23 protein-coding genes and 1 tRNA gene are annotated in these 23,297 nt (G+C 36.9%); 14 read left to right on the top strand and 10 right to left on the bottom strand.

From position 1 onward, the window contains the following. The first annotated feature begins 35 nt into the window (after window positions 1-35). From sfsA to AC6EI2_RS09750, 4 genes are all read left to right on the top strand, one after another. The gene (gene sfsA / locus AC6EI2_RS09735; protein ID WP_498462142.1) at window positions 36-797 is read left to right on the top strand and encodes a DNA/RNA nuclease SfsA; all 762 of its coding nucleotides are present in this window, start codon (window positions 36-38) and stop codon (window positions 795-797) included. Window positions 798-1,034: 237 nt separating this feature from the next. Next, window positions 1,035-2,531, top strand: a complete 1,497-nt coding sequence (locus AC6EI2_RS09740) for an ammonium transporter (RefSeq protein ID WP_498462143.1) — start codon at window positions 1,035-1,037, stop codon at window positions 2,529-2,531. A gap of 119 nt (window positions 2,532-2,650) precedes the next feature. Next, window positions 2,651-3,856, top strand: coding sequence for a 4-hydroxy-3-methylbut-2-enyl diphosphate reductase (locus tag AC6EI2_RS09745; protein ID WP_498462144.1), 1,206 nt, complete (start codon window positions 2,651-2,653; stop codon window positions 3,854-3,856). 61 nt (window positions 3,857-3,917) lie between these two features. Beyond that, window positions 3,918-4,451, top strand: a complete 534-nt coding sequence (locus AC6EI2_RS09750) for a DoxX family protein (protein WP_498462145.1) — start codon at window positions 3,918-3,920, stop codon at window positions 4,449-4,451. Window positions 4,452-4,512: 61 nt separating this feature from the next. Here AC6EI2_RS09750 and purH read toward each other — a convergent pair whose 3' ends face one another. After that, window positions 4,513-6,069, bottom strand: coding sequence for a bifunctional phosphoribosylaminoimidazolecarboxamide formyltransferase/IMP cyclohydrolase (purH, locus tag AC6EI2_RS09755; protein ID WP_498462146.1), 1,557 nt, complete (start codon window positions 6,067-6,069; stop codon window positions 4,513-4,515). A gap of 64 nt (window positions 6,070-6,133) precedes the next feature. On the opposite strand from purH, the gene AC6EI2_RS09760 reads away from it, so the two are divergent. After that, window positions 6,134-6,739 (top strand): alpha/beta hydrolase, encoded by a 606-nt coding sequence (locus AC6EI2_RS09760; protein WP_498462147.1) that lies wholly within the window; start codon window positions 6,134-6,136, stop codon window positions 6,737-6,739. Here AC6EI2_RS09760 and AC6EI2_RS09765 read toward each other — a convergent pair. Continuing rightward, window positions 6,736-7,104, bottom strand: a complete 369-nt coding sequence (locus AC6EI2_RS09765) for a DUF3155 domain-containing protein (protein WP_498462148.1) — start codon at window positions 7,102-7,104, stop codon at window positions 6,736-6,738. The two genes, AC6EI2_RS09760 and AC6EI2_RS09765, sit on opposite strands and share 4 nt — an antisense overlap. A gap of 304 nt (window positions 7,105-7,408) precedes the next feature. Between AC6EI2_RS09765 and AC6EI2_RS09770 the strand changes: the two genes are divergently transcribed. Next, a complete protein-coding gene (locus AC6EI2_RS09770; protein WP_498462149.1) occupies window positions 7,409-8,530 on the top strand; it encodes a sensor histidine kinase in 1,122 nt (373 codons plus the stop codon). Here AC6EI2_RS09770 and AC6EI2_RS09775 read toward each other — a convergent pair. Then, window positions 8,511-9,233, bottom strand: a complete 723-nt coding sequence (locus AC6EI2_RS09775) for an adenosylcobinamide-GDP ribazoletransferase (RefSeq protein ID WP_498462150.1) — start codon at window positions 9,231-9,233, stop codon at window positions 8,511-8,513. The genes AC6EI2_RS09770 and AC6EI2_RS09775 overlap by 20 nt on opposite strands. 133 nt (window positions 9,234-9,366) lie before the next feature. Here AC6EI2_RS09775 and tgt point away from each other — a divergent pair, with 133 nt between their 5' ends. Together tgt and AC6EI2_RS09785 are read left to right on the top strand one after the other, a co-directional pair. After that, entirely contained in the window at window positions 9,367-10,497 is a 1,131-nt protein-coding gene (gene tgt, locus AC6EI2_RS09780; RefSeq protein WP_498462151.1) for a tRNA guanosine(34) transglycosylase Tgt, read from the top strand. A gap of 33 nt (window positions 10,498-10,530) precedes the next feature. Then, window positions 10,531-10,674 carry a photosystem II reaction center protein K gene (locus AC6EI2_RS09785; RefSeq protein WP_269604438.1) on the top strand — a complete coding sequence of 48 codons (144 nt, stop codon included), beginning with the start codon at window positions 10,531-10,533 and terminating at the stop codon, window positions 10,672-10,674. Window positions 10,675-10,802: 128 nt separating this feature from the next. Here the strand turns inward: AC6EI2_RS09785 and AC6EI2_RS09790 are convergent, their stop codons facing one another. From AC6EI2_RS09790 to AC6EI2_RS09800, 3 genes are all read right to left on the bottom strand, one after another. Next, window positions 10,803-11,825, bottom strand: a complete 1,023-nt coding sequence (locus AC6EI2_RS09790; protein WP_498462152.1) for a Gfo/Idh/MocA family oxidoreductase — start codon at window positions 11,823-11,825, stop codon at window positions 10,803-10,805. Between the two features lie 20 nt (window positions 11,826-11,845). Next, entirely contained in the window at window positions 11,846-13,114 is a 1,269-nt protein-coding gene (locus AC6EI2_RS09795) for a hemolysin family protein (protein WP_498462153.1), read from the bottom strand. A gap of 13 nt (window positions 13,115-13,127) precedes the next feature. Then, window positions 13,128-13,200: transfer RNA gene (locus tag AC6EI2_RS09800), tRNA-Ile, on the bottom strand. A 109-nt stretch (window positions 13,201-13,309) separates the two neighbouring features. On the opposite strand from AC6EI2_RS09800, the gene pyrE reads away from it, so the two are divergent. Further along, the gene (gene pyrE, locus AC6EI2_RS09805) at window positions 13,310-13,888 is read left to right on the top strand and encodes an orotate phosphoribosyltransferase (RefSeq protein WP_498463484.1); all 579 of its coding nucleotides are present in this window, start codon (window positions 13,310-13,312) and stop codon (window positions 13,886-13,888) included. Beyond that, window positions 13,888-14,736: a CAF17-like 4Fe-4S cluster assembly/insertion protein YgfZ gene (ygfZ, locus tag AC6EI2_RS09810; RefSeq protein WP_498462154.1), complete on the top strand. Its 849-nt coding sequence runs from the start codon at window positions 13,888-13,890 to the stop codon at window positions 14,734-14,736. The genes pyrE and ygfZ overlap by 1 nt, the downstream gene beginning before the upstream one ends. Window positions 14,737-14,751: 15 nt before the next feature. On the opposite strand, the gene AC6EI2_RS09815 is transcribed toward ygfZ, so the two are convergent. Continuing rightward, window positions 14,752-16,206: a TM0106 family RecB-like putative nuclease gene (locus AC6EI2_RS09815; RefSeq protein ID WP_498462155.1), complete on the bottom strand. Its 1,455-nt coding sequence runs from the start codon at window positions 16,204-16,206 to the stop codon at window positions 14,752-14,754. Between the two features lie 51 nt (window positions 16,207-16,257). Between AC6EI2_RS09815 and AC6EI2_RS09820 the strand changes: the two genes are divergently transcribed. Further along, window positions 16,258-17,718, top strand: a complete 1,461-nt coding sequence (locus AC6EI2_RS09820) for a phosphoglucomutase/phosphomannomutase family protein (protein ID WP_498462156.1) — start codon at window positions 16,258-16,260, stop codon at window positions 17,716-17,718. Beyond that, window positions 17,711-18,289, top strand: a complete 579-nt coding sequence (gene rdgB / locus AC6EI2_RS09825) for an RdgB/HAM1 family non-canonical purine NTP pyrophosphatase (RefSeq protein WP_498462157.1) — start codon at window positions 17,711-17,713, stop codon at window positions 18,287-18,289. Before AC6EI2_RS09820 ends, rdgB begins: the two co-directional genes overlap by 8 nt. Before the next feature lie 41 nt (window positions 18,290-18,330). On the opposite strand, the gene AC6EI2_RS09830 is transcribed toward rdgB, so the two are convergent. From AC6EI2_RS09830 to fabI, 3 genes are all read right to left on the bottom strand, one after another. Beyond that, window positions 18,331-19,824 (bottom strand): carotenoid oxygenase family protein, encoded by a 1,494-nt coding sequence (locus AC6EI2_RS09830; protein ID WP_498462158.1) that lies wholly within the window; start codon window positions 19,822-19,824, stop codon window positions 18,331-18,333. Window positions 19,825-19,909: 85 nt separating this feature from the next. Continuing rightward, window positions 19,910-20,521, bottom strand: a complete 612-nt coding sequence (gene hisB / locus AC6EI2_RS09835; protein WP_498462159.1) for an imidazoleglycerol-phosphate dehydratase HisB — start codon at window positions 20,519-20,521, stop codon at window positions 19,910-19,912. Window positions 20,522-20,551: 30 nt separating this feature from the next. Beyond that, window positions 20,552-21,334, bottom strand: coding sequence for an enoyl-ACP reductase FabI (gene fabI, locus AC6EI2_RS09840; RefSeq protein WP_498462160.1), 783 nt, complete (start codon window positions 21,332-21,334; stop codon window positions 20,552-20,554). A gap of 119 nt (window positions 21,335-21,453) precedes the next feature. Between fabI and AC6EI2_RS09845 the strand changes: the two genes are divergently transcribed. Then, the gene (locus AC6EI2_RS09845; RefSeq protein WP_498462161.1) at window positions 21,454-22,074 is read left to right on the top strand and encodes a thioredoxin family protein; all 621 of its coding nucleotides are present in this window, start codon (window positions 21,454-21,456) and stop codon (window positions 22,072-22,074) included. A 52-nt stretch (window positions 22,075-22,126) separates the two neighbouring features. After that, window positions 22,127-23,296 (top strand): DegT/DnrJ/EryC1/StrS family aminotransferase, encoded by a 1,170-nt coding sequence (locus AC6EI2_RS09850; RefSeq protein ID WP_498462162.1) that lies wholly within the window; start codon window positions 22,127-22,129, stop codon window positions 23,294-23,296. Window position 23,297: the final 1 nt, after the last annotated feature.

The following is a 23,297-nucleotide window of genomic DNA, read 5'->3' on the forward strand; positions in this document are numbered from 1 at the left end:
TTTTGTAGTTCTTGTTTTATTAGGATGTTCATTAAGTGATACAAACTGGAAAACCAATTATTGAGTTTCTACCTCTTGTAGAGGGAGTTTTAATTAAGAGATATAAGAGATTTATGGCGGATATTGAGTTGGATGATGGAGAAGTTGTAACTGCCCATTGTGCAAACACAGGACCAATGAAGGGGGTTTTGTGGCCGGGTGGTCGAGTCAGGCTTAGGTATTCTCCTTCACCTAAACGTAAATTAGATTGGTCTTGGGAGCAAGCTGAGGTACCAAGCCGTAATAAGGAGAGGAAATGCTGGGTTGGTATCAATACATCTTTGCCTAATAAATTAATTAGGACTTTGATTGAGGCCGATTACTTAGAGAAGGAATTGGGTTTGATAGCCAATATCAAGCCTGAAGTTAAATATGGTTTAGAAGGTAAAAGTCGAATCGATTTATTGCTTGAGCCAAAATCCAGCAATTTAGATAATAGGAAAATTTACGTAGAGGTTAAAAACACAACATGGTGTGATGATTCATTAGCTTTATTTCCTGATACTGTAACTTCAAGAGGCCAAAAACATCTGAGGGAGTTGATTGGTGTTTGCCCTGAATCGAGAGCAGTATTAATTCCTTGTATTAGCAGGTCAGATATGGATATTTTTGCACCTGCCGATTCCGCTGATCCACAATATGGTGATCTTTTTAGAGAGGCCTTGTCTAATGGGATAGAGGTGATTCCATGCTCGTTTGGTTTCTTCAATGATCACATCACATGGGAGGGGGTGAAGCCTTTTAGGAGTTTTCAATAGAACCTTTTAAATGCATTCATATTATTGAGAGCCCTTAGCCTGTTTTATTTTTTTTATTTGAGAAGCGAAAGTTATTTAATGAACATAGGAAAATGTAATAGTTAATACTCTTTCTAAATATCAAAGTCTTTTTCTGTATCAACACCTACATCTTTAGTTCCGGTTTTGCGTGCATATTCATAAATGTATAACTTTTGGATTAACTATCCATTTCTTTCTTCGCAGTAACCATCATTTATGACCACTGCTTTGCAATCGCCACCAAGGCGAACTAATTCTCGTCTTCAAGACGTAAATCTTTTGAATGGTCCAATGCTTCTTTTAAGAAGTATTCGAGGCTTAAGACGAAGTCAATCATTGACCTGGCTAGCCACAGTTCCTTTGGCACTCTTTGGTTTAGGAGTGTTCACTTTCTCTGCCCGTGCAGAAGTTAGCCTAGGGGATTTATCTGGGGCTCAGGCCGCTTCTTTCTTGGCAGATAACCTTTGGCTGTTTGTGGCAACTATCCTCGTTATTTTTATGAACGCAGGATTTGCCATGGTTGAAGCAGGTATGTGCCGTCAAAAAAATGCGGTGAACATTCTTGCTAAAAACTTATTTGTCTTTGCTTTAGCCGTAACAGCATATTGGGTTGTTGGATATTCTCTAATGTATGGCGGCTCAGTAGTTGACGGTTGGCTTTATTTTAATGGCCTTTTTGTTGACCCTGATCCTTCTGGGGCATTAGCTTGCGCCGCTGGCCTTGAGGAAGATTGTTCTCAACTTGTTCCAGCAGTTGATTTCCTTTTTCAAGCTGCTTTTGCAGGTACCGCTGCAACGATCGTTTCTGGACTGGTAGCTGAAAGAGTCAAGTTTGGTGAGTTTGTTGTTTTCTCCCTAGTTTTGACTGCTTTTATTTATCCAATTGCTGGGAGCTGGCAGTGGAATGGTGGTTGGCTATCTCAACTTGGTTTTATTGATTTCGCAGGTTCTTCTATTGTTCACTCTGTTGGAGGTTGGGCAGGACTTGTTGGGGCAATGCTTCTCGGACCTCGTATTGGTAAATTCGTTGATGGCAAAGCTCAAGCCATGCCTGGTCACAACATGGCTATAGCTACTTTGGGAGCGCTAATCCTTTGGATAGGTTGGTATGGATTTAATCCAGGCTCTGAATTGGCTATGGATCAATATGTTGCTTATGTTGCAGTAACAACAACTTTAGCAGCAGCTGGTGGCGCAATTGCAGCGACTGTATTCTCTACGATTACCTCTGGTAAGCCAGACCTAACTATGATCATAAACGGCATTCTTGCTGGGTTAGTTAGTATCACTGCTGGATGTGGCAACATGACTTTTGCTGGATCTTGGCTTGCTGGTGCAGTTGGTGGAATTATCGTCGTTATTTCAGTAGCTGCTTTAGATTCGGCAGGTATTGATGATCCAGTTGGTGCTTTCTCCGTTCATGGTGTTTGCGGCGTTTGGGGAACTGTTGTTATCGGCCTTTGGGGCGTTGATGGAATGGACCCAGGTGCTGCAGGAATTGGTCTTCTCAATGGAGGAGGAATTAACCAATTCTTAATTCAAGCACTAGGTGCAGCTGCTTATGGTATCTGGACTGTTGTTACATGTTGGCTTGCTTGGCAAATTATTGGTGGCTTCTTTGGAGGTATCAGGGTTAGCGAAGCAGAAGAGATACAGGGCCTAGATATTGGAGAGCATGGAATGGAGGCTTATCCTGACTTTGCCTCTAGCTAGTTTCCTTGTTTAATTGTCTTACATTAAATCTAAAAAAGCCCGGAATATATCCGGGCTTTTTTAGTGTGGTTTAATAGTTATGAGATTTCTATCCATTTGTTTTTTATTATTTAATTGAAATGGATACTCAAGCCTTTAAGCAAACTCTTCATAAATCAGATAGATATAACCGAAGAGGATTTGGTTCAGCAAATAAGCGAGCACAAGCCCTTGCTGAAGCCTATCAAAGTGGATTGATTGGATCGATTAGAGAAAATGGAAATCTTTTGGAGCATGGAAGATTAAAAGTAAAACTTGCGGAAGCGTTTGGATTTTGTTGGGGAGTAGAAAGATCAGTTGCAATGGCTTATGAGACAAGGAAACATTACCCCAATGAACGAATATGGATAACTAACGAAATCATTCATAACCCCTCTGTGAATGATCATTTAAGGAAAATGAATGTTCTTTTCATAGCGGAAGAGAAAGGGATTAAAGATTTTTCCGGAGTTAAAGATGGAGATGTTGTCATTCTTCCTGCATTTGGGGCAACTGTGCAAGATATGCAACTATTACATGATCGAGGTTGTCATATCATTGATACGACTTGCCCATGGGTCTCAAAAGTTTGGCACACAGTTGAAAAGCATAAAAAACATACTTTTACATCAATTATTCATGGCAAATATAAACATGAAGAAACTTTAGCTACCAGCTCTTTTGCAGGGACTTATCTAGTGCTATTCGACCTTGAAGAGGCGAAATACGTTGCAGACTATATTTTAGGCAAGGGTAATAGAGAAGATTTTTTAAATCGATTTTCAAAAGCATCTTCAGCAGGCTTTGACCCGGATAAGGATTTGCAAAAAGTTGGAGTTGCTAATCAGACCACAATGTTAAAAAGCGAAACTGAGGAAATTGGAAGATTGTTTGAGAAAACAATGTTGAAAAGATTTGGCCCAGCCCAATTGAATGAACATTTTTTAGCTATTAATACCATCTGTGATGCTACTGAAGAAAGGCAAGGAGCAATGTTTTCTCTTGTTGATGAACCTTTAGACCTTATGGTTGTAATTGGAGGATTTAATTCTTCTAATACAACTCATCTTCAAGAAATCGCAATAAGTCGTGGAATACGTTCTTTTCATATTGATACTCCAGAGCGAATTGGTGAAGAAACTAATACCATTACCCATATGCCACTAGAAGGAGGTGAATTGTTAACTGAGGCAACTTTTCTTCAACAGGGAAATATTAGTGTAGGCATTACCTCTGGGGCTTCAACTCCTGACAGAGTGGTTGAAGATGTTATTCACAAGCTAATGAAATTAAGCGAAAATTTTTGATAAGAAAAAAACACAATTTTGTCCCAATCTCTCGTAGGATAGATTTAGTTTTTAGTGGAAGATGACTCAAGCTAACAAATCTAATCTTAAAGATCCTGATTCACAAAAAGTAGAAGTCGTTGTTCAGAGCCCCGAAGGGGAAGTAAATATTTTTGGAGAACTATCCATATTAGTTCTTAGAGTTATTTTTAGTTTGATGATGGTTCATCACGGTTTGGAAAAATTAAATGATCCAGGTGGATTCGCTGAATTTGTAGTAGGCAAATATTTCAGTTTTCTTCCTGGCGACCCTGTGATTTGGACTTATATGGCTGCTGTAACTCAAATAGTTTGCCCTATAGGTTTGGCAACTGGAGTATTGGCAAGATTATCCTCCTTGGGTCTTCTGTCAACAATGGTATTTGCTTTGTATTTCCACTTTATAGACACTGGTTTAGAAGGATTTCCTTTTGCGGTTGTAGAGAATCACAATTATATATTTGAATTGTCAGCTATTTACGCAGCAATATCATTTTATTTTTTATGTGCTGGTCCAGGCAGGCTATCACTTTTTAGGAAATCAAATAAAATAACTTATTATCCAAAAGGTACATAATTGAGATTAAATTAAAAGCTCAAAATAAATATATAATTTAAAAAGTAAACTTGAAATAATATTAATGTAGAAAATGTCTTTTGCCAGTTATTACCATTTTTATACCTAATTCATTGCAAGCTTTTATTGAATCTTCGTCTCTAATACTTCCTCCGGGTTGAATAATTGAGCTAATACCGTAATCAGCTGCCATTTTTACAGTATCGTCGAATGGGAAAAAACCATCGCTAGCTAAGACCGCACCTTTTGATTTACTTCCAGCAGCTTCTAAAGCAAGTTTTGCCGAACCTATTCTATTCATTTGGCCTGCTCCAATTCCTAAGCTTTGTTTATTGTGTGCGACAGCTATAGCATTAGATCGTACATGTTTTACAATTTTCCATGCGAAGGATAAGTCATTTATTTCTTCTTGGTTTGGTACTAGCTTTGTAACATTTTTCCATTCTTTTTGATCAGTATTTGGTTCATCTAAATCCTGTATTAATAAACCACCGAGTATGCTTCTGATATGGTGTTTAGATGCTTTTTGAATAGACTCAGGTTTTAACTCTAAGAGCCTTAGATTTTTCTTTTTTGATAGTATTTCCTTTGCATTGTCATCAAAGTATGGAGCCACAACACATTCAATAAATATATTTTCGAGCTCTTTGGCTGCAGCTTTATCGAAAGGACAATTGATAGCAATAATTCCACCAAACGCACTAACTCTATCGCCATCTAATGCTTTTTTGAGAGCTAAATATGGAGTATCTCCAATAGCGACTCCACAAGGATTTGTGTGCTTTATTACCACTGCTGCCTTTTGATATGAATCACTTTTAAAAGTGTTTTCATATCCAAATTCACGAAGAGTAGCTAATGCAGCCTCTAAGTCTAGAAGATTATTTGTACTTAATTCTTTGCCTTGTAATTGATTGGCGCCACTCCATCCTTTCTTAGGTTCTCCATACCATGAGGCTTTTTGATGTGGATTTTCTCCATATCTAAGTTCTTGTTTTAATGGTAAGCCTTGTAACCAAGAGGCTTTTTTGTAAGAGATATTTTTAGCAATCCATTTACTTATAGTTAGGTCATAAATGGCTGTATGCTCAAAAGCTTGTTGTGAATATTTTTTTCGTAATTCATCAGTTATGGCTTTTGATTTATATGCATCTATTAATCCCTGGTATTGATGTGGATTCGTTACTACAAGAACATCTTGGTGGTTTTTTGCTGCTGCTCTGATCAGTGTTGGGCCTCCAATATCAATATTCTCAATAGCTTCATCCCATAAAACATTTTCTTTTGAAATAGTTTTCTCGAAAGGATACAAGTTGACAACCACCAAATCTATTGGATTTATGTTTTGTTTATGTAAATCATCCAAATGAGATTTTTTATCTCTTCTAGCCAATATTCCACCATGAATCTTTGGGTTTAGTGTTTTCACTCTCCCTCCCAGAATTTCTGGAAATCCTGTGTAATCTGCCACCCTTGTTACGGGAAGATTCTCACTCTCAAGTAATTTTGCAGTCCCGCCACTTGAAATAATTTTGAATCCCAATTCATTAACTAATGCTTTAGCTAGAGGAATTAAACCAGTTTTGTCTGAGACACTTAGCAGAGCTATGGGTGACATCTTTATCGTTTAGGATCGATTCTCATCGATAACCTACGCATCAAAGAGTGATATTGCATTCAAGATGACTGAAGTTCTCTCATTAAATTCTGAATCCGCAACAAATAGAATCGTTTTACTGCATGGTTGGGGAGCAGATGCACATGATTTGTTGTCAGTCGGTAAATTGCTAACCGAAGGGTTAACAGATCGTTTTGAAATTGTTTCTTTCTCTGCCCCTCAACCTCATCCAAGTGGAGCAGGGATGCAATGGTATCCCTTATATCCTCATAAATGGGAGGAGGTTCCAAATGCAGTATTGGATCTTGAAAAGAGACTAAATAATCTTTGCTTTAAACACATACCTTTAAACAAAACATTGTTATTGGGGTTTTCTCAGGGGGGAGCAATGGCGTTAGAGGTTGCTACGAGAATTAAATTTCAGGCTGTTTTTGCATTTTCCTCATATCCACATCCGGAGTGGAAACCTTTAAAAGATATGCCACCAATTTTTCTTTACCATGGAAATATTGATCAAGTAGTGCCTAAAGCAGCTTCTCAAAAAAGCTTTGATATTTTGTTAAAAAATGGAGCTAAATCAGAGTTGTATTTTTTTGATGGAGGTCATGAAATAAGCAATGATCCAATTGATCATTGCCGAAGAACAATTAAAGAAAAATTTTTAATCTAAACAAAAGCGTATTCGTACTCTTCAATCTCTTCCCAATCATCTGCTGTAAGTTCTAAACCAGCAAAAATTTTGTCCTCACCAAGAAATTCAACAATAACTCTTAGCGAAGGAAAAAGAAAGTGATTCTCTTCAGCATATTGAGCACTAAACAAACCTTTCTCTCCCCAGAAGAAGCGATCAGTAGTGTGTTCATTGCGACGCACATTTAATATGGCGGGTGCAAATAAGCCTTCTTCAGCTATGAAGCGTCTCGCCGCGGTTACAGGCTTATGTTGACCAGTTCCTAAATGATAAATAGGAACATGGGACATGACTCGCTGACCTGCGAGTCTGCGTCTGCTAATTCTTTTACGCTTCTTTGACATGAAAAACCAAGCTTTGTACGTGGGGGAGAATGTTAGAGACTTTTTTATTCACTCTTGCTAAAACAAGAGTCATTTGAAAAAAGTTGAAACTGATATGGAGTTTTTCTCAAATTCACAAAAGTTGACTACAGAGGTTACCCATCAATCTCTGCAATAGCCTCAAAGTCACTCAAAGTGCTCACTTTTGAATTAGATTTGAGATAGCCTCCTTACAATTGATCTAAAATCTTTATTAACATCTTAATACTTTTTTCAAATTTTTCAAGTTTTTGAGTACTTCGTTTCCTTTGTCTAAGATTGCACAATGAGCTCAATGCAGTATTCAGAAAGGTTTTTAAATTTTGTTCAGCAGCAGTTGATGAACTATCAAGCTGATCCGGAGCTTGAGCATGTTGTTGTTTATGTAGCAAGATCTGGAGACACTGGATCCCCAACATTGGAGGTTGTTGGTCAGTGGCCGAAGTCTGAAAAAGTTTTACAGCCAGTAGAAACTGACACTGCCCTTAGAACGCCTTCATCTAATAGAAGATGGTACCCGTTACAAGAAGGTTCGATATTGTTAGGCGTTATTCGTGCTGAGAGAATTGATTCTGTTGAAGAATGGCCCGAGTCTCTAGATCAGCGATTGCAATCTATGTCAATTTTATTGGCTAACGCTCTTTCATCGGAGCTTGAGAGAAAAAGATTATTAGATCAATTAGATGATCAAAAGGAACAGATATCTTTAATGGTTCATCAACTCAGGAATCCATTGGCTGCCCTAGGGACTTATGCAAAACTGCTTTTGAGAAAAATTGGACCTGAAAGTGAGCATGAGAATCTTGTAAAAGGTCTTATGACTGAGCAAGCGCAGGTTAATAAATACCTCTCTGCGCTTGATCAGCTAAGTCAAGTCAAATTACCTCAAGCTGATGATGGATCAAACAGATTGCTTTTGCCTCCGCTCTTGCCAACTGAGACTTTGATAAGTGTAAAAAGCTTGATAGAGCCATTGATAGAGAGAGCAAAGGCAAGAGCAAATCTACAAGGAAGAGAATGGTTTAGTCCTTCAGAGTGGCCAGAGTGGATGGAATCAAGATCAATTTCAGAAGGGGTCATTGCCGAAATAGTCGCGAACCTTCTGGAAAATGCATTTCGTTATAGTCCTCCTAAATCATCCATAGGTATTGAAGTGGCTGACGGGGGAATATGCATTTGGGATGAGGGCATCCCTATAATTGAAGAAGAAAGAGAGAAGATTTTTGAGAAAGGTTTTAGGGGTGCAAGTGGTTCGAAAATGTCAGGTAGTGGAATAGGTCTTGCTCTTGCTAGAGATTTGGCTCTCCAATTAGGTGGAGATTTGAAATTAGTTGTTAATCCGAAGAAATTTAAAAACTCTTTACCTGAATCAGGGAATGCTTTTGTATTTAATTTGGAACCAAAATGATACTTAATAACAGTAAATTAGTTGTCTCTGTTATCACTAAACTTGCTCCAAAGCTGTCTCCACAATGACCTCCTAAATATCTATTTATTAAACTTGGTATTGATACGGAAGAAATTAAACCCGAAAATATACAATATATCAATAAATAAGTATTAGATATGTTTAAGTTAGTTAAAGTTAAGAAAAGCATTATTCCAGCAAAAACTACAATTACTGATGGTGTTATTTCTTTAGAGAGGCCTTTCCAGTGTTCATGATGAATGGATTTTGATTCTTTATTAGAAATGTATTCATAGTTTTCAATTGCAAAAAGTTGTGAGAGTCTTCCCCAAAAGGCAGCCATAGGGAAGGCAAAGGGAGCATAAAATCCAAGTTTGATTATTGCTGCTATTTGAAGGATCAAAATGATAACTAAACTTTGTACACCTATTGCACCTACTCTGCTATCTTTCATTGCCTCAATTCTCTTTGATGGACCTGCTCCAATCCCATCAGCTGTATCCATTAGACCGTCCATATGAAGGCCACCAGTGATGACGATGCTGATTGCAATAGATACCAATGCGATAGAAGTAATCGGCCAATTAAGGTAATTCAATAAAAGCCAAGAAAGCGATTGTAAAAAGCCAATGAAAACTCCTACTAAAGGGGCAAAACGAGTAATTCTTTTGAAGCTTGGCTTAACTATTGGGCATTGAGGCAAAATTGTGTAAAAAACCCATGCACCTGCAAGGTCCCCTAGCCAGTTCTTAAAAATCAGAATTACAACCTCAACTGTTTCTTACGTTCTAAATTAGTTATATAACTAATTTAAGTAATTGCTTATTTAGGAATAATTGAAAAAGCCCTTCTTTGATTTTGAAATAAAAAGCAGATGTAAAAAGACATTGGCCCGTGTTTGTTCTTTTAAAACTCCAAACGGAATTGTAAATACTCCTAGATTTATGCCAGTAGGGACTTTAGGGACAGTAAAGGGCGTTTCATCTGAGCAGCTAAAGATGACAGGAGCAGAGATGATTCTTGCAAATACTTTTCATCTCCATCTGCAGCCTGGAGAAAAGATTGTTCAAGATGCAGGTGGACTACATAAATTTATGAGGTGGAGCAAGCCAATACTTACTGACTCAGGAGGTTTTCAAGTATTTAGTTTGGCAAAGTTGAATAAAATTGATGATCAAGGGGTTTCGTTTCAAAGTCCCAGAGATGGTAAACATATTTTTTTGACACCTGAAAAAGCTATTCAAATACAAATGGCTTTAGGCTCTGATGTGGCAATGGCTTTTGATCAATGCCCTCCATACCCTTCTAGTGAATCAGACGTTGAGGAGGCTTGTAACAGGACTCATCACTGGTTGGAGAGATGTCTCGATGCTCATACCAAAGATGATCAAGCAGTATTTGGTATTGTTCAAGGTGGATGTTTCACTCATTTGAGGGAATTGAGTGCGAAAATTGTTTCAGAGTTCGATTTGCCGGGAATTGCTATTGGAGGAGTAAGTGTAGGTGAACCAATTAATCAAATACACAAAATTGTTCGAGAAACCTGTCCTTTGTTACCTCTTGATCGACCTAGATACTTAATGGGAATTGGAACCTTAAGGGAAATGGCCATAGCAGTAGCTAATGGTGTGGATCTGTTTGATTGTGTGATTCCCACTCGTTTGGGGAGGCATGGGAGCGCATTGGTTGGTGGGGATACATTGAATTTAAGAAATTCTCGTTTTAAAGATGATTTCAGACCATTAGATTCATCATGCAATTGTGAGGCTTGCAGTGGGTATACAAGGGCATATATTCATCATTTAATTCGCAACAAAGAATTACTTGGTCTTACACTTTTGAGTGTGCACAATCTCACGCATTTGATCCGTTTTACAGGTGCTATGAGGCAAGCAATTATTGATGGTTGTTTTTCAGAGGATTTCGCTCCGTGGCAGAGTGACTCTAAAGCGCGTCATACGTGGTAGCGTGCGTGCTTAATACGTCCATTATTTTTAGGGATGGCACTGATTAATCTCGACTTACTAGCTGAACTTCCGGTTGCTTACCAGGCTTTTGCACCAACAGTGGATGTACTTCCGCTGATACCTCTTTTCTTCTTTCTGCTTGTTTTTGTTTGGCAAGCGGCAGTTGGCTTTCGTTAACAAAGAAGTTTTTCTTCTGATTTCTTAAAATTTAAGTAATCAATTCAAGGTTCTTAACAAAATAAAACTTTTGCTCGAAGTAAAACATCGGGGAAGAGTTTTTTTTTTGAATATTTCATCTAGCTAATTTAAATTCCTTCTCCCAGCTGAATGTCTTCACTTGGCATTGAAACTGCTTTTTCGATTAAATCAGCCAGATGCAGTGCTCTAGAGGCTTGAAGCCCCCCGACGGCAGGTTTCTCTTTACCTCTAACACATTGTAAGAAATGCTCCAATTCTGCATACAATGGCTCAATTGATGTTGTACTAACTTCTTCAATAAAACCATCGTTTCTATAAAGTAATTCTCCATGATCAGCTGAGTACCATTCATGGGCCTTTCTGTGTATGTGAATATTGTGGTTTAGGAAATCTGTTTCAATAAGACTTTGTTTGCAATGAGCGCTCAAGCTTCTGATTTTCTTGTGACTCATTTTGCTTGCAGTCAGACTTGCAATCACCCCATTTTGAAATCCGAGTGTCGCGTTAACGTAATCCATCGGTCCATCTTCACTACATCCTCCAACTGCAGCCAGCCTAATCACTTTTGAATTTGCAAGTTCAATAACTAAATCAATATCGTGAATCATTAAGTCCAATACGACTGAAACATCATTTGCTCTTTCTGGGTGAGGGCTATGCCTTCTGGCTTCAAGGACTACAACCTCTTCATTGGCAACTACTTTTGTTAATTCTCTAAAAGCTGGATTAAATCTCTCTATGTGGCCAACTTGTAATAACTTTTTTGCATTGTTTGATGCATTAATCAATGATGACGCTTCTTCTTGATTGGCTGCTATCGGTTTTTCAATTAGCACGTGTTTGCCAGAGTTTAAGCATTCTAGGCCTACTTCATGGTGAAACAACGTAGGTACAGCAACACATACAGCCTCTACTTTATGTAATAAGTCCTTGTAATTTTTATACCAATTACAATTAAATTGTTCCATAGCTAGCTTCCCTCTTTCTTTGTCTAAATCTGCAACTCCTACTAACTCAGCATCTTTTAAAAGACTAAGTACTCTCGCATGGTGCCAACCCATATTTCCAATGCCAATTACCCCAACTTTTACAGGAATAATATTTTCGTTCATATTGGTTAGTTTTTTCATGCTTACTTTCTAGTTAATTATTATTTAGGAAGGATAATTTTGACTTTGTTTATTCTTGGACCTTTCATGGAGATAATTTCAAATACAATTTCATTATGAACGAAAGTTTCACCTGAGTTGGGAATTTCTTGCAGCTTTTCTAAAACAAATCCTGCAAGAGTGTAATGATCATCTGCTTCTGGTAATTCTAATTTAAGCTCTCTATTTAGTTCTATTACTTCTATTTCACCAGAAGTAATCCAGATTTTTTTCAAGTCATCAATAGGTTTTAGCTCAGATTCTTTATTATCAAATTGAATTTCATCACCAACGATTTCACCTGTTAAGTCTGCTGATGTTATTAATCCTTCAGTTCCTCCATATTCATCAACTACCAATAGGAGTGGGTTCCCATGTTTTATTAGGGGTAGTAATTCGGCCAAAGTAGAAGTTTCTAAAACACGAATAACTGGTTTTATATAAGGCTTTAAAGAAGAGTTCGCTTGCATTTCCCCTTTAGCTATTGGATCAGCAAGTTGCCTTAAGTCTAAAACTCCAAGCACATTATCGAGTGAATCATCAATTACTAAGTATCTTGCATGACGAGTTTTATGAACTTCTTCCATCATTTGTGAGAAGGAAACCTCCTTCGGAAGAGTAACCATTCCTGACCTGGGAACCATTACCTCTCTGACTTGGGTGTCTCTTAAAGCAAATACACCTTCAAGTATGTTTCTTTCGTCAGGTTTTAATCCTGTTACGCCACCAGTTTCAATTAATTTTTCTAATTCTCCTGCAGAGAATGCAGCTGTTGTAAGACTTTCTGATTCAGTATTGAGTCCAAACAATCTAAGAATTAGTAAAGCAAGTCCTTCTAGCAAAGAAAGGAATGGAGACATCCATTTTATTGCTGCTTCAATTAAAGGTGATAATTTTAGAGCAGAATTCTCTGGTTGATTAAGAACAAGTGCTTTTGGCAGAAGACCTGATATAAGAGTTGCCAAAAGTACAACAGTAATAAAAAGTCCTAGATCTAAAAAATAGTTAATTGAAGCATTATTTCCCCACCATTGAGATGCTAAATTTTTACAGATCCAACCAATTGAAATTAATGAAATAGTTATTCCTAACTCTGCTATTAATAGGGTTCTTCTAAGCCTTTTCTGCAGACGAATTATGGAATTGGATCCTGGTAGTCCATCATCTATCAGTCTTTGAACCTTGGTTGAACGAAGTCGCAAAATAGCAAATTGACCTGCATTAAAAAATGCAGGTATTACAAGCAATATAAAAAGAAGTAATAAACTCATCAATAAATTTCTATGGGGGTGGCGAGGATCGAACTCGCCTAAGGCGAATTATGAGTTCGCTGCATTCACCAGATTGCTACACCCCCAAAAAAGCAGAACAAAAACTTTTTTTGATAATAGTTAATTTGTTTGCCTAAAGTAAATATATATCCAATCCCACCAAGATGTTTAATAATTAAACTTGCATACAAAGATATGACCCCATTGAATCCTTCATTAGATGGCGAAAGAGAAAATCTCTTAACATTATTGGCTCAAAAAGCTTATAGGTTTGGAGATTTTTCTTTGGCTTCCGGGAAAAAAAGTTCTCATTATGTCAATTGCAAGCCGGTCTCTCTCTCTGGTCTAGGTCTCTTGTCGATAAGTTCACTATTCCTCAAACAAATAAATCAAGGTGATAGTGGCGTAGCTGGATTGACTTTGGGCGCGGACCCTCTTGTTAGTGGCGTTGTGATGTTGGCAGCCCAATCAGGTATTGAGTTAAGCGGTTTAATAGTAAGGAAAGAAGCCAAAGGACATGGTACCGGAGCATGGCTTGAGGGCCCTTTGCCTCCAAAGGGTTCTCTGATTACTGTCCTGGAGGATGTTGTGACTACTGGTGGTTCCTCTTTAAAAGCTGTTGAAAAACTTAGAAGTCAAGGTTATTTTGTTAAGCAAGTATTAGCAATAGTCGATAGAGAAGAAGGTGGTGCAGATGCCATGGCCAAAGCTGATTTAAATTTAAATAGTCTTTTCTTTTTAAAAGAGATTGTTGGAAGAGCTAAAAGCTTGTAATGGCAGAAACTAAATCATTGATTTGGGACGAGAAATTCCCTGCATTACTTCTAAAAGGGGAGGGTGCTTTTGCTTTTCTGCATGGTCAAACGACTGCAGATGTTTTTGCAAAGAAAGAATTAGACCAAATATTCATGAGTTGTTGGCTATCGACTAAAGGATCTTTAAAAGCTGTATTGGAAATTCGACTTTCAAATAATATGGCTGAGATACTTATTATCAGTGGTGAAGTTAATTCTATAAGAGATGGATTTGAGTCAGTGATATTTCCAGCTGATAAAGTGAGGTTAGAAGTTATAGATCCAATCAGAAGAAGACAAGAAATAAATAATAATAAATCATGGAAGGAATCAAATTTTAGATGGATTGATGATAATGATTTAATTCTAGGAGAAATAACTAACTTTACAAAAGCTACTAAAGAAGAATTGGAGAATTGGAAAATAAGACAAGGAATACCTAGCATTGATAGAGAGATCAATGGAGAAACAAATCCTTATGAATTAGGATTAGCAGATACTATAAATCTTGATAAAGGCTGCTATCTTGGTCAAGAGGCAATGTCAAGAGTTTTTAGGTCTAAATTTCTAAAATATCAACTACGTTATTGGGAAGCTTATGGAGAATCTAATGAGTTTGATATTGGTAAAAAGTTTTTTAGCACTAATAAAGATGAAGGATTAAAGAAAAATATAGGAGTTGTTACTTCTTCAGTTAAGGTTGAAGATAACTTCTTTAATGGACTTGCTTTAATCAAAAATAATTTTATTGATAAGGATGTTTGTTTTTCTGAAAATGGTGACTCCATAACTATAAAAAAAACAATCTCTTTTACTAATCCTTTTTGATCTATTTAGATATTCTCAATCATGATCTATTAACCACTTTGCAATCATTAAAGTAGCGATGCAATCATCACGATTATATTTAAATATCGAACTTAGATTTTTAGAGTAATTATTATGGTGTTTACGAGATTTTTTCCATTGTCTCCACCATAAAAGAGCTCTTGCACCATCAGTATTGGATTGCTCCCATTTGAATCCTATTAGTTCTGCGATTGATTTAAGCCCATAGTTTCTTACTGGAAGGCACCAGAATTTTCTAACTAATAAATGTATATCAATAAATCTTTTTTTTAATACTTCAATTTCTTGAGGACTTGCGCCTTGCCTTAATGCAAGCTTTAGCAAAGCTATTTGCTCTGTTTCACCATAATGAATAATGGGATAGTCTTTATTAAGACTTAACTTTTTATTTATTCTTTTCCAGAGAAAACTTTCATTGGTTTTTTCAAGATTAAGTAATGGTGAATATTTAGTTTTTTCTAAGCTGATTTCGCTGTTAATTTTTTTAGGAAATCGAATAAATCCATGCAAAAAGTCATGTTTAATATCTGGGTCAGACTCTATATCATAAATATATAAACCTTTTGCTTCCTTTAAATTACTGAGTGTTATATTAGGATTTAGTTTGATTGCCTTGTCTCTTATTTTAGATTGCGATTGTAAAATAATTTGTTTCGAAATATCACCATGCTGTGTGCCAAATCTGTCAAGCTTTTCCTTTAGTTTATAATGCTTAATTCTTGCTAAATCATCTATATTTTTTATACCAATTTTTTTTAATAAAAGTTCTCTTTTTACTCCAACTCCGCTAACTTCACTCAGACTTCTTTCTTTGCTTGATATTGCATCACAATCTTTTCTCCAAGAGCATATTGTACATTTTTTTCTATTAGAGGTTATTGGTGGAGGAGTTTTTGATTCGATATCTTTCTCTAGATTAAATAATGAATCGATTAATTCTTTATTCATATTTTCACTTAATCTTATCTTCTCGACTTTAACAATGTTATGTTCTTTGTGTAAGATTAATCCTTTTTTGACTTGAAATTTTTGTAAATTATTTATTAATAAGCCTTGCATTGCAAATATTAATCTATGCTCTCGCGTGATTTTTTTACCTTGCCTAGCTAAAATAGGTTGGTAAGAAAAATTACCCCAAATACTTTCTCCTGATGTTTTCTTTAGAATCGGTAAGTTTCCTTTGATAATTCTATTGTTAATAAACGGATATTTAAGTCTGACTCCATAGGCGATATTTTTCCCCTCTTTGCAAGCTTGAATTCCTATCCCATGACTTTTTTGTGAGAGATTATGAAAGCAGTCGATTTGATGATTTAATTGAAGTGTGCTGTGAGCGGTCCACAACTTTTTTTGTCTATCACCATAAATTTCGAGCCACGCCTTTCTTCTGCATCGAATCCAATTCCTTAAAAGGTGATCATTAATTGGTTTGGATTTATTACATTTCATACTTAGAGATTAATCTGAATTTCTTTAAGAACAAAGTTTGCCAACATAAAGATGAAAAAGAAAAAGTTGAATCTCGCTCAAAAGGATATTTCTTTCGGAACAGACGGATGGAGGGGAATATTAGGCGTTGATTTTACTTTGGAAAGATTACTTAAAGTTTCAGCAGCAGCAGCTCAAGAGCTTGCTTATGTGAAAGAGAAAAAAAATAATAAAATAATAATTGGTTATGACCGACGTTTCCTCGCAGAGGAGCTAGCTGAGGCGGTTGCATCTGCAGTTAGAGGAGTAGATTTATTACCTTTGTTGTCTTGTTCTGCGCTGCCAACACCCTCTTGTAGTTGGGGAATAGTTGAAGAAAATGCACTTGGTGCACTTGTGATTACAGCAAGTCATAACCCATGCGAATGGTTGGGTTTGAAAATCAAAGGTCCTTTTGGAGGCTCAGTTGATAGCTCTTTCACCGACTCCGTTCAAAAAAGATTAAACGCTGGAGGGATATCAATTCCAATTGAAGACGCAACAGAGAGAGTTGATTTTCGAAAACAACATTTATTGGGGATTAGTCAGAAATTTGATATCCCTTTGATTGCTGATGGCTTAAGAAAATTGGATGTGAAAATATTTGTTGATCCAATGCACGGATCTGCTGCGGGCTGCATGTCTGAATTATTCGGCTCTGATGGTAATGAGCTTATTTATGAATTGAGAACAAACAGAGATCCTTGTTTTGGCGGGAATCCACCAGAACCTATGAAAGCTTATTTATCTGAATTAATACAAAAAGTTAAGGACTCGTTTAAAGAGGGTAAGTTGTCCATGGGTATAGTTTTTGATGGAGACGGAGATCGAATCGCGGTGATAGATGAAAAAGGTAGATATTGCAATACACAGTTGTTAATGCCTGTGCTGATAGATCATCTAGCAAGATTCAAAAATATGCCAGGTTGTGTAGTTAAAACTGTAAGTGGCTCTGACTTGATGCGATTTGTTGCGGAGGATTTGGGGAGAGAAGTGCTCGAGAAGCCAGTTGGATTTAAATATATTGCTGAAGAAATGCTTTCGAGAGAAGTTCTTATTGGTGGAGAGGAGTCAGGGGGGGTTGGATTTGGACATCATTTGCCAGAACGTGATGCTTTGTTTACTGCTTTGCTTTTGATGGAGTCAATGGTTGCTGATAGTAAATGCTTGGGTGAGAAAATAGATTCTCTTCATGCTCGTTTTGGCGAGAGTCATTTTGAACGTATTGATTTAACTCTCAAAGATATGGAAATGAGAAGAAACTTGGAAAATTTTTTGAAACAGAAAACTCCATCTTCAATAGGTCATAAATCAGTTTTAGAGGTTATTTCAACGGATGGAATAAAACTTGTACTTGATAAAAGTCATTGGCTTATGTTCCGCTTCTCTGGAACAGAGCCTCTTTTAAGAATTTATTGTGAGGCTCCATCCAGCAAAGAAGTGACGTCAACTTTGTATTATGCAAAGCAACTTTTAGACAATAGTTTTGGATAAGCTCCCTCTAGTAATTGCGAGTGGCAATCAAGGTAAAATCGCAGAATTTAAAAAACTTTTGAACGATTTTCCATTTAGTTTAATGACTCAACCTGTTGGATTTGAAATTGAGGAAACAGGAAATACATTTATGGAAAATGCAAGAATTAAGGCGATTGCTGTTAGTCAGGCAACAGGTAATTTGTCTCTTGCTGACGACTCTGGGTTAAGTGTGGAGTCTCTTGGAGGGGCTCCAGGTATTTATTCTTCTAGGTACGCAAATTCAGATGAGGAAAGAATTGAAAAACTATTAGCAGAGCTAAAACCTTTTAAAAATAGAAAAGCTAAATTTGAATGTGCATTATGTATTGCTAGTGGGGTTAAAGCGTTGATAGAAGTCACAGGCTTTTGCGAAGGTTTAATAACTTTGTCCCCGAAAGGGAAAAATGGTTTTGGATATGATCCGATTTTTGAAGTTTCCCGATTAGGTGAGACTTATGCGGAAATGGATCACGAAAAAAAGAAGCAGATTGGTCACAGAGGGAATGCATTCAAATTGCTCATACCAGAATTGAAAAAGCTATTAAATTGAATAAATAAGTAGATTTAGTGCTGTAAAAAATTTTTTTCTTACTAGTTTTCAACCCAGCTTCCGTGTAATCCATGGGGGATTGAAATAGGAACCTCAAGGATAGCTTTTTCAGTAAGATCTTTAGAATCAAGAATTATTAAATCAGTTCCAGATCTGATGCTATTCCAAACCAATACAATTACCCATCCATTGTCTTCTTCTGATTTTGATTCTTTGGAAGGAATAAATATTGGCTCACTTACAAAACCCCTTGGAGCAGCACTCCAACTAATTTCTTTATTGTCTATTAAATCAATTTTTTTTATAGCTTGGAGTGGCCCATTACCTTCCTTTTGCTCGGCAGTTGCCATCCAACTAAAGCGTGCCTTTCGTCCTTCAAAATTAGGATTGACCATTGCAAATTCACAACATTGATTGCTTATGGTTGAACATGTAAATGTATTTTCTATTGGATTGATTTCACTTCTTTTCAAAATTCCCTCTGGTAAAAGATCAAAATCAATTTCTCTAAAATTATCCTCGGGTCCAATGCTAGGAAAATCATCATAAAAAATACTTTCAACATTGATTTTTTCATTGTCCTCCCAAGCATTTAGATGATGAAAAACAAAACCCTTAGGGGCATTAACAGATTTTGGAGTTTGGCCAGCAAATTTCCCAGAGTCCCTTGGAATTAGTAAAAATTTTGGGGTTCCATCGGGTTTGGAAGCTAGACATTGTGCGGCCCCTTTTTGTCCAAGTAGGAACGGGAGAGGATTAAAACTAATAGCATTTTGCAGGAATATTGCCCAGTTTGGAGTTATGGCGAAATCATGCAAGAACGCAAATCCATTAAATGAATCTTTTCTATCACTTAAAAGAGAGCCAATATTTTCTCCCTCCGTGGAAAATTCCATCAATCTAATTGTGCTTTTAGGACCTGTAGATACCCCAAAAGTGACCATTCTTTGACTTTTATGATGGCCAGGGTCAAATCGAGGATGAGCACTAAACGCCTCACCTTTTTTTAAAACTCCATTTAAATCAGATATGCCATTGGTCTCCAGTGTATTTGGATTAAGTGAATATGGACTGGAGGCTTCCCATAAAGCTAGTAATTCAGCTCCAAGTTTTACTACGTGAGTATTAGCAATATTTTTTAGCCTTACATCAAAAGCATTAGCTAATACCCCGCCTTCTTTTTGAGTTCCAAATACACCTCTATATAGAAATTTCTGAGATTTTTCTTCTTCTGTCCATTCCTTTGTACGAATAAAACGATTTGTCAGGCGTATTTTCCCATTTTCAAATTTGAAGGCAGCAATCATGCCATCTCCATCAAATGGATGATGGACCCATCTCCCGCCTCTCTCTAATCTGCCTGGCCCATTTCGATAAAAGGTACCAGAAATTTGCTCAGGAATAGATCCTTTTACCAGTTTGAGTTCAGCCTGATCTAATTCTTTGTCAACATTGCAATATGCACTTGACCAATCTTTTTTGTTGAAGCTTGTTTGCTGTGGTGATGATTCTCTTTTTAAATAACTAACTGCCACTATTTTGCTTGAAAACCTAATTTTCGCTTAAACTTTTTACTTTTGCGAGCTGAAGGTCAAAATGATTTATTAAAATAGGCACTTTCTATTGACCAGCCTGTTCAAGAACTCCTTTACTGCTTGGGATTTGACCTGATCTTCTCTGGTCAATTTCAGTAGCCATCCGAAGAGCTCTTGCAAAAGATTTAAAAGTAGCCTCAATTATGTGGTGAGTATTGTTTCCCGAGAGTTGTTTGATGTGGAGAGTTAAGCCACCATTACTAACAACAGCACCGAAAAATTCTTTAACCAACTCAGTATCGTAAGTGCCGACTTTTTGAGAAGGAATATCTAAATTAAAACTTAAATGTGGCCGACCGGAACAATCAACCACAACCTGAATAAGAGCTTCATCAAGTGGAGCTAAAAAATGACCAAAGCGCTTTATTCCAACTCGATCACCTAATGCTTTTGACAAAGCTTGTCCAATAGCAATCCCCACATCTTCATTGCTGTGATGATCGTCTATGTGAGTATCTCCATTAGCTCTTACTTCAATATCAAATAATCCATGACTAGATAATTGTTGGATCATATGGTCTAGAAAACCAATCCCAGTATTTGCAATGCATTTTCCAGAACCATCAAGATCAATCTTCACAAAGACGTCAGTTTCCTTAGTCTTCCGACTAATCTCTCCTGCTCTAGTTTTTTTCATATTTGATTAGCAATTTGTGTTGGTTTGGAATTACATTCCATTTATGCAATAACCTGCGTCAACATAAACAGTTTGTCCTGATATACCACTCGAAAGATCGCTAAGCAAGAAAGCAGCGGTGTTACCTACCTCGATTTGAGTTACGGTTCTTCTGAGGGGAGCTTTTTCTTCGACGTTATGAATCATGTCCAGAATTCCTCCTATGGCTGAACTCGCTAAAGTTCTTATTGGCCCAGCACTGATAGCATTTACTCGAACCTGTTTTTCAGGACCAAGCTCCTCAGAAAGATATCTAACGGATGCCTCCAAAGCTGCTTTGGCAACTCCCATTACGTTGTAATTGGGAATCGCTCTTTCTGCTCCTAAATACGTCAAGGTGACTACGCCTGCACCTTTACTGAAGAGAGGTTTTGCATATTTACATAGTGGGGCGAGTGAGTAAGCGCTAATTTCTAGGGCTCTGGAGAATCCCTCTGAAGAAGTCGCACTGTAATTACCTACTAATTCTTCTTTCCCCGCAAACGCTAGACAATGAACTAGTCCATCAATCTGTCCCCATTGATTTTTAATGGCTTCAAAAACTTCCTCAATTTGAGAAGAGTTTTGCACATTAAGTGGCAAAAACAGGCTTGGATTTAGAGGAGACGTAAGTTCTTTTACTTTTGCTTCAAATCTACCTTTTTCATCGGGCAAGTATGTAATTCCTAGTTCAGCTCCAGCTGCTTTTAACTGTTGTGCAATGCCCCAGGCAATTGATCTGTTGTTTGCTATTCCGGTAACAAGGATTTTTTTGCCACTAAGATCGAGAAGCATCTTTCGGACTCATTTGGTTAGTATTACTAATTGTCCCCTATTTAGGGCTAAGACTCATAGTTAAATGAATATATAGTTAAAAGTTCTGTAATCCTTTCACCCCTATAAGTATAAGAATCATGGTTCGAACAGCTTCAACAATGCTTCCATTAGGAACGCAGTTGCCCGCTTTTAAGTTAGATGTGGTTTCAGGCGTGAACCTTGCTCCGGATGATTCTTTAAAAGGTCTTACTCATATCAGTAGTTTTGAATTAACAAAAAGACCATTGTTTTTGATGGTCATATGCGCTCATTGTCCATTTGTTAAACATGTAGAAAGCGGAATCACAAAGTTATTCAATTCTTTTGGTGAAGACGTTCAATTTTTGGCTGTTTCAAGCAATAGCGTGAAAACACACCCGCAAGACGCGCCAGAATTCCTTGCTTCTCAAGCTAATCAACTGGGATGGAAGTTTCCATATTTATTCGATTCTGATCAAAAATTAGCAAAGGCGCTTAAAGCCGCATGTACGCCTGATTTTTATATTTTTTGGCCTTCTTTAGATGGAGGCTCAACATTGAGATACAGGGGACAAATGGATGAAAGTCGTCCAGGCAATGAAATACCTGTTTCTGGTGATGATATTCGTTTAGCACTCAGATCATTACTAAAGGGAGAAGATATTTCATCTCATCAAAAACCTTCTATTGGTTGCAACATCAAATGGCATCCTGGTATGGAGCCTGAGTGGTTTGGATGAATTAATGAGCTTCTTTTTGATTGTTCATTCTTGCAACTTAATTTAAATAGTTATGCAAATACCTCCTTTTAGCCTTGACGCTCAAATTTCTGAAATTGGAGAAGAGATTGAAGAAGCTTTAATAAAAGTTTTTAGAAGTGGAACATATATCGGAGGAGAAGAGGTAACTTCCTTCGAAAAAGCTTTTGCCTTATCTACAGAAACTTCTTACTCAGTTAGTTGTAATAGTGGAACTGATGCATTAATTCTTGCTTTAAGGGCATTAAATATCGGACAAGGTGACGAGGTTATTACCTCATCATTTAGTTTTTTTGCTACTGCAGAAGCAATTACGAGTGTTGGAGCTAGGCCGGTTTTTGTAGATATTAATCCTGAAAATTATCTTATGGATCTGGATTTAATAGAAGAAGCAATAACTCCAAAAACAAAAGCTATTTTGCCTGTTCATTTGTTTGGTCATCCACTAGATATGGATAAAATAATTGCAATTGCTGAACTAAATAATCTAAAGGTTATAGAAGATTGTGCGCAAGCAGCTGGTGCTCGTTGGAGAGGTAAACCCGTAGGAAGTTATGGGGATGTGGGTTGTTTTAGTTTTTTTCCCACTAAAAACTTAGGTGCAGCAGGAGATGGAGGAGCCATAACTACTGATGACTATGATTTGGCAAAAATAATTAGGGAATTAGCTATTCATGGGATGCCAAAGAGATATTTTCATACAAGAATTGGATACAATAGTAGACTCGACTCATTACAAGCTGCAATCTTAAATGTTAAGTTAGCTCGATTAAATAAATGGATTGAGCAAAGAAAAGTAATAGCAATGAATTATATAAATACATTATTAACTATAGATTCAATTAAATTACCATCTTATACTTTTCACAATAATTCTAGTCATTCTTGGAATCAATTTGCAATAAGAATAATGGACAATTCTTTTGTTAAAAACACTCAATTTTCTTCTAAGGATGTTCTCTCTATTCTTAGTAGAGATCTATTTAAATCTGAACTTCAAAGGCTTGGAGTAAATACAATAATTTATTACCCAATACCCATACATCTCCAGCCTGCATATAAAGAGTTAGGCTATAAGAAAGGGTCTCTTCCTATCACTGAAAAAGTATGTAGTGAGGTGATTAGTTTACCTATTTTCCCCGAGTTGAAATATATTGAGCAATCATATGTAATTGATAAAATAAAGGAAATTTTTAAGAAATAAT

The sequence above is a fragment of the Prochlorococcus sp. MIT2302 genome, from assembly GCF_059772385.1.

Coding starts and splice junctions, on each gene's coding strand:
- AC6EI2_RS09740 (WP_498462143.1), top strand. CDS start 1,035: ATGACCACTGCTTTGCAATCGCCACCAAGGCGAACTAATTCTCGTCTT.
- AC6EI2_RS09745 (WP_498462144.1), top strand. CDS start 2,651: ATGGATACTCAAGCCTTTAAGCAAACTCTTCATAAATCAGATAGATAT.
- AC6EI2_RS09750 (WP_498462145.1), top strand. CDS start 3,918: ATGACTCAAGCTAACAAATCTAATCTTAAAGATCCTGATTCACAAAAA.
- purH (WP_498462146.1), bottom strand. CDS start 6,069: ATGTCACCCATAGCTCTGCTAAGTGTCTCAGACAAAACTGGTTTAATT.
- AC6EI2_RS09760 (WP_498462147.1), top strand. CDS start 6,134: ATGACTGAAGTTCTCTCATTAAATTCTGAATCCGCAACAAATAGAATC.
- AC6EI2_RS09765 (WP_498462148.1), bottom strand. CDS start 7,104: ATGTCAAAGAAGCGTAAAAGAATTAGCAGACGCAGACTCGCAGGTCAG.
- AC6EI2_RS09770 (WP_498462149.1), top strand. CDS start 7,409: ATGAGCTCAATGCAGTATTCAGAAAGGTTTTTAAATTTTGTTCAGCAG.
- AC6EI2_RS09785 (WP_269604438.1), top strand. CDS start 10,531: ATGGCACTGATTAATCTCGACTTACTAGCTGAACTTCCGGTTGCTTAC.
- AC6EI2_RS09790 (WP_498462152.1), bottom strand. CDS start 11,825: ATGAAAAAACTAACCAATATGAACGAAAATATTATTCCTGTAAAAGTT.
- AC6EI2_RS09795 (WP_498462153.1), bottom strand. CDS start 13,114: ATGAGTTTATTACTTCTTTTTATATTGCTTGTAATACCTGCATTTTTT.
- pyrE (WP_498463484.1), top strand. CDS start 13,310: ATGACCCCATTGAATCCTTCATTAGATGGCGAAAGAGAAAATCTCTTA.
- ygfZ (WP_498462154.1), top strand. CDS start 13,888: ATGGCAGAAACTAAATCATTGATTTGGGACGAGAAATTCCCTGCATTA.
- AC6EI2_RS09815 (WP_498462155.1), bottom strand. CDS start 16,206: ATGAAATGTAATAAATCCAAACCAATTAATGATCACCTTTTAAGGAAT.
- AC6EI2_RS09820 (WP_498462156.1), top strand. CDS start 16,258: ATGAAAAAGAAAAAGTTGAATCTCGCTCAAAAGGATATTTCTTTCGGA.
- hisB (WP_498462159.1), bottom strand. CDS start 20,521: ATGAAAAAAACTAGAGCAGGAGAGATTAGTCGGAAGACTAAGGAAACT.
- fabI (WP_498462160.1), bottom strand. CDS start 21,334: ATGCTTCTCGATCTTAGTGGCAAAAAAATCCTTGTTACCGGAATAGCA.
- AC6EI2_RS09845 (WP_498462161.1), top strand. CDS start 21,454: ATGGTTCGAACAGCTTCAACAATGCTTCCATTAGGAACGCAGTTGCCC.
- AC6EI2_RS09850 (WP_498462162.1), top strand. CDS start 22,127: ATGCAAATACCTCCTTTTAGCCTTGACGCTCAAATTTCTGAAATTGGA.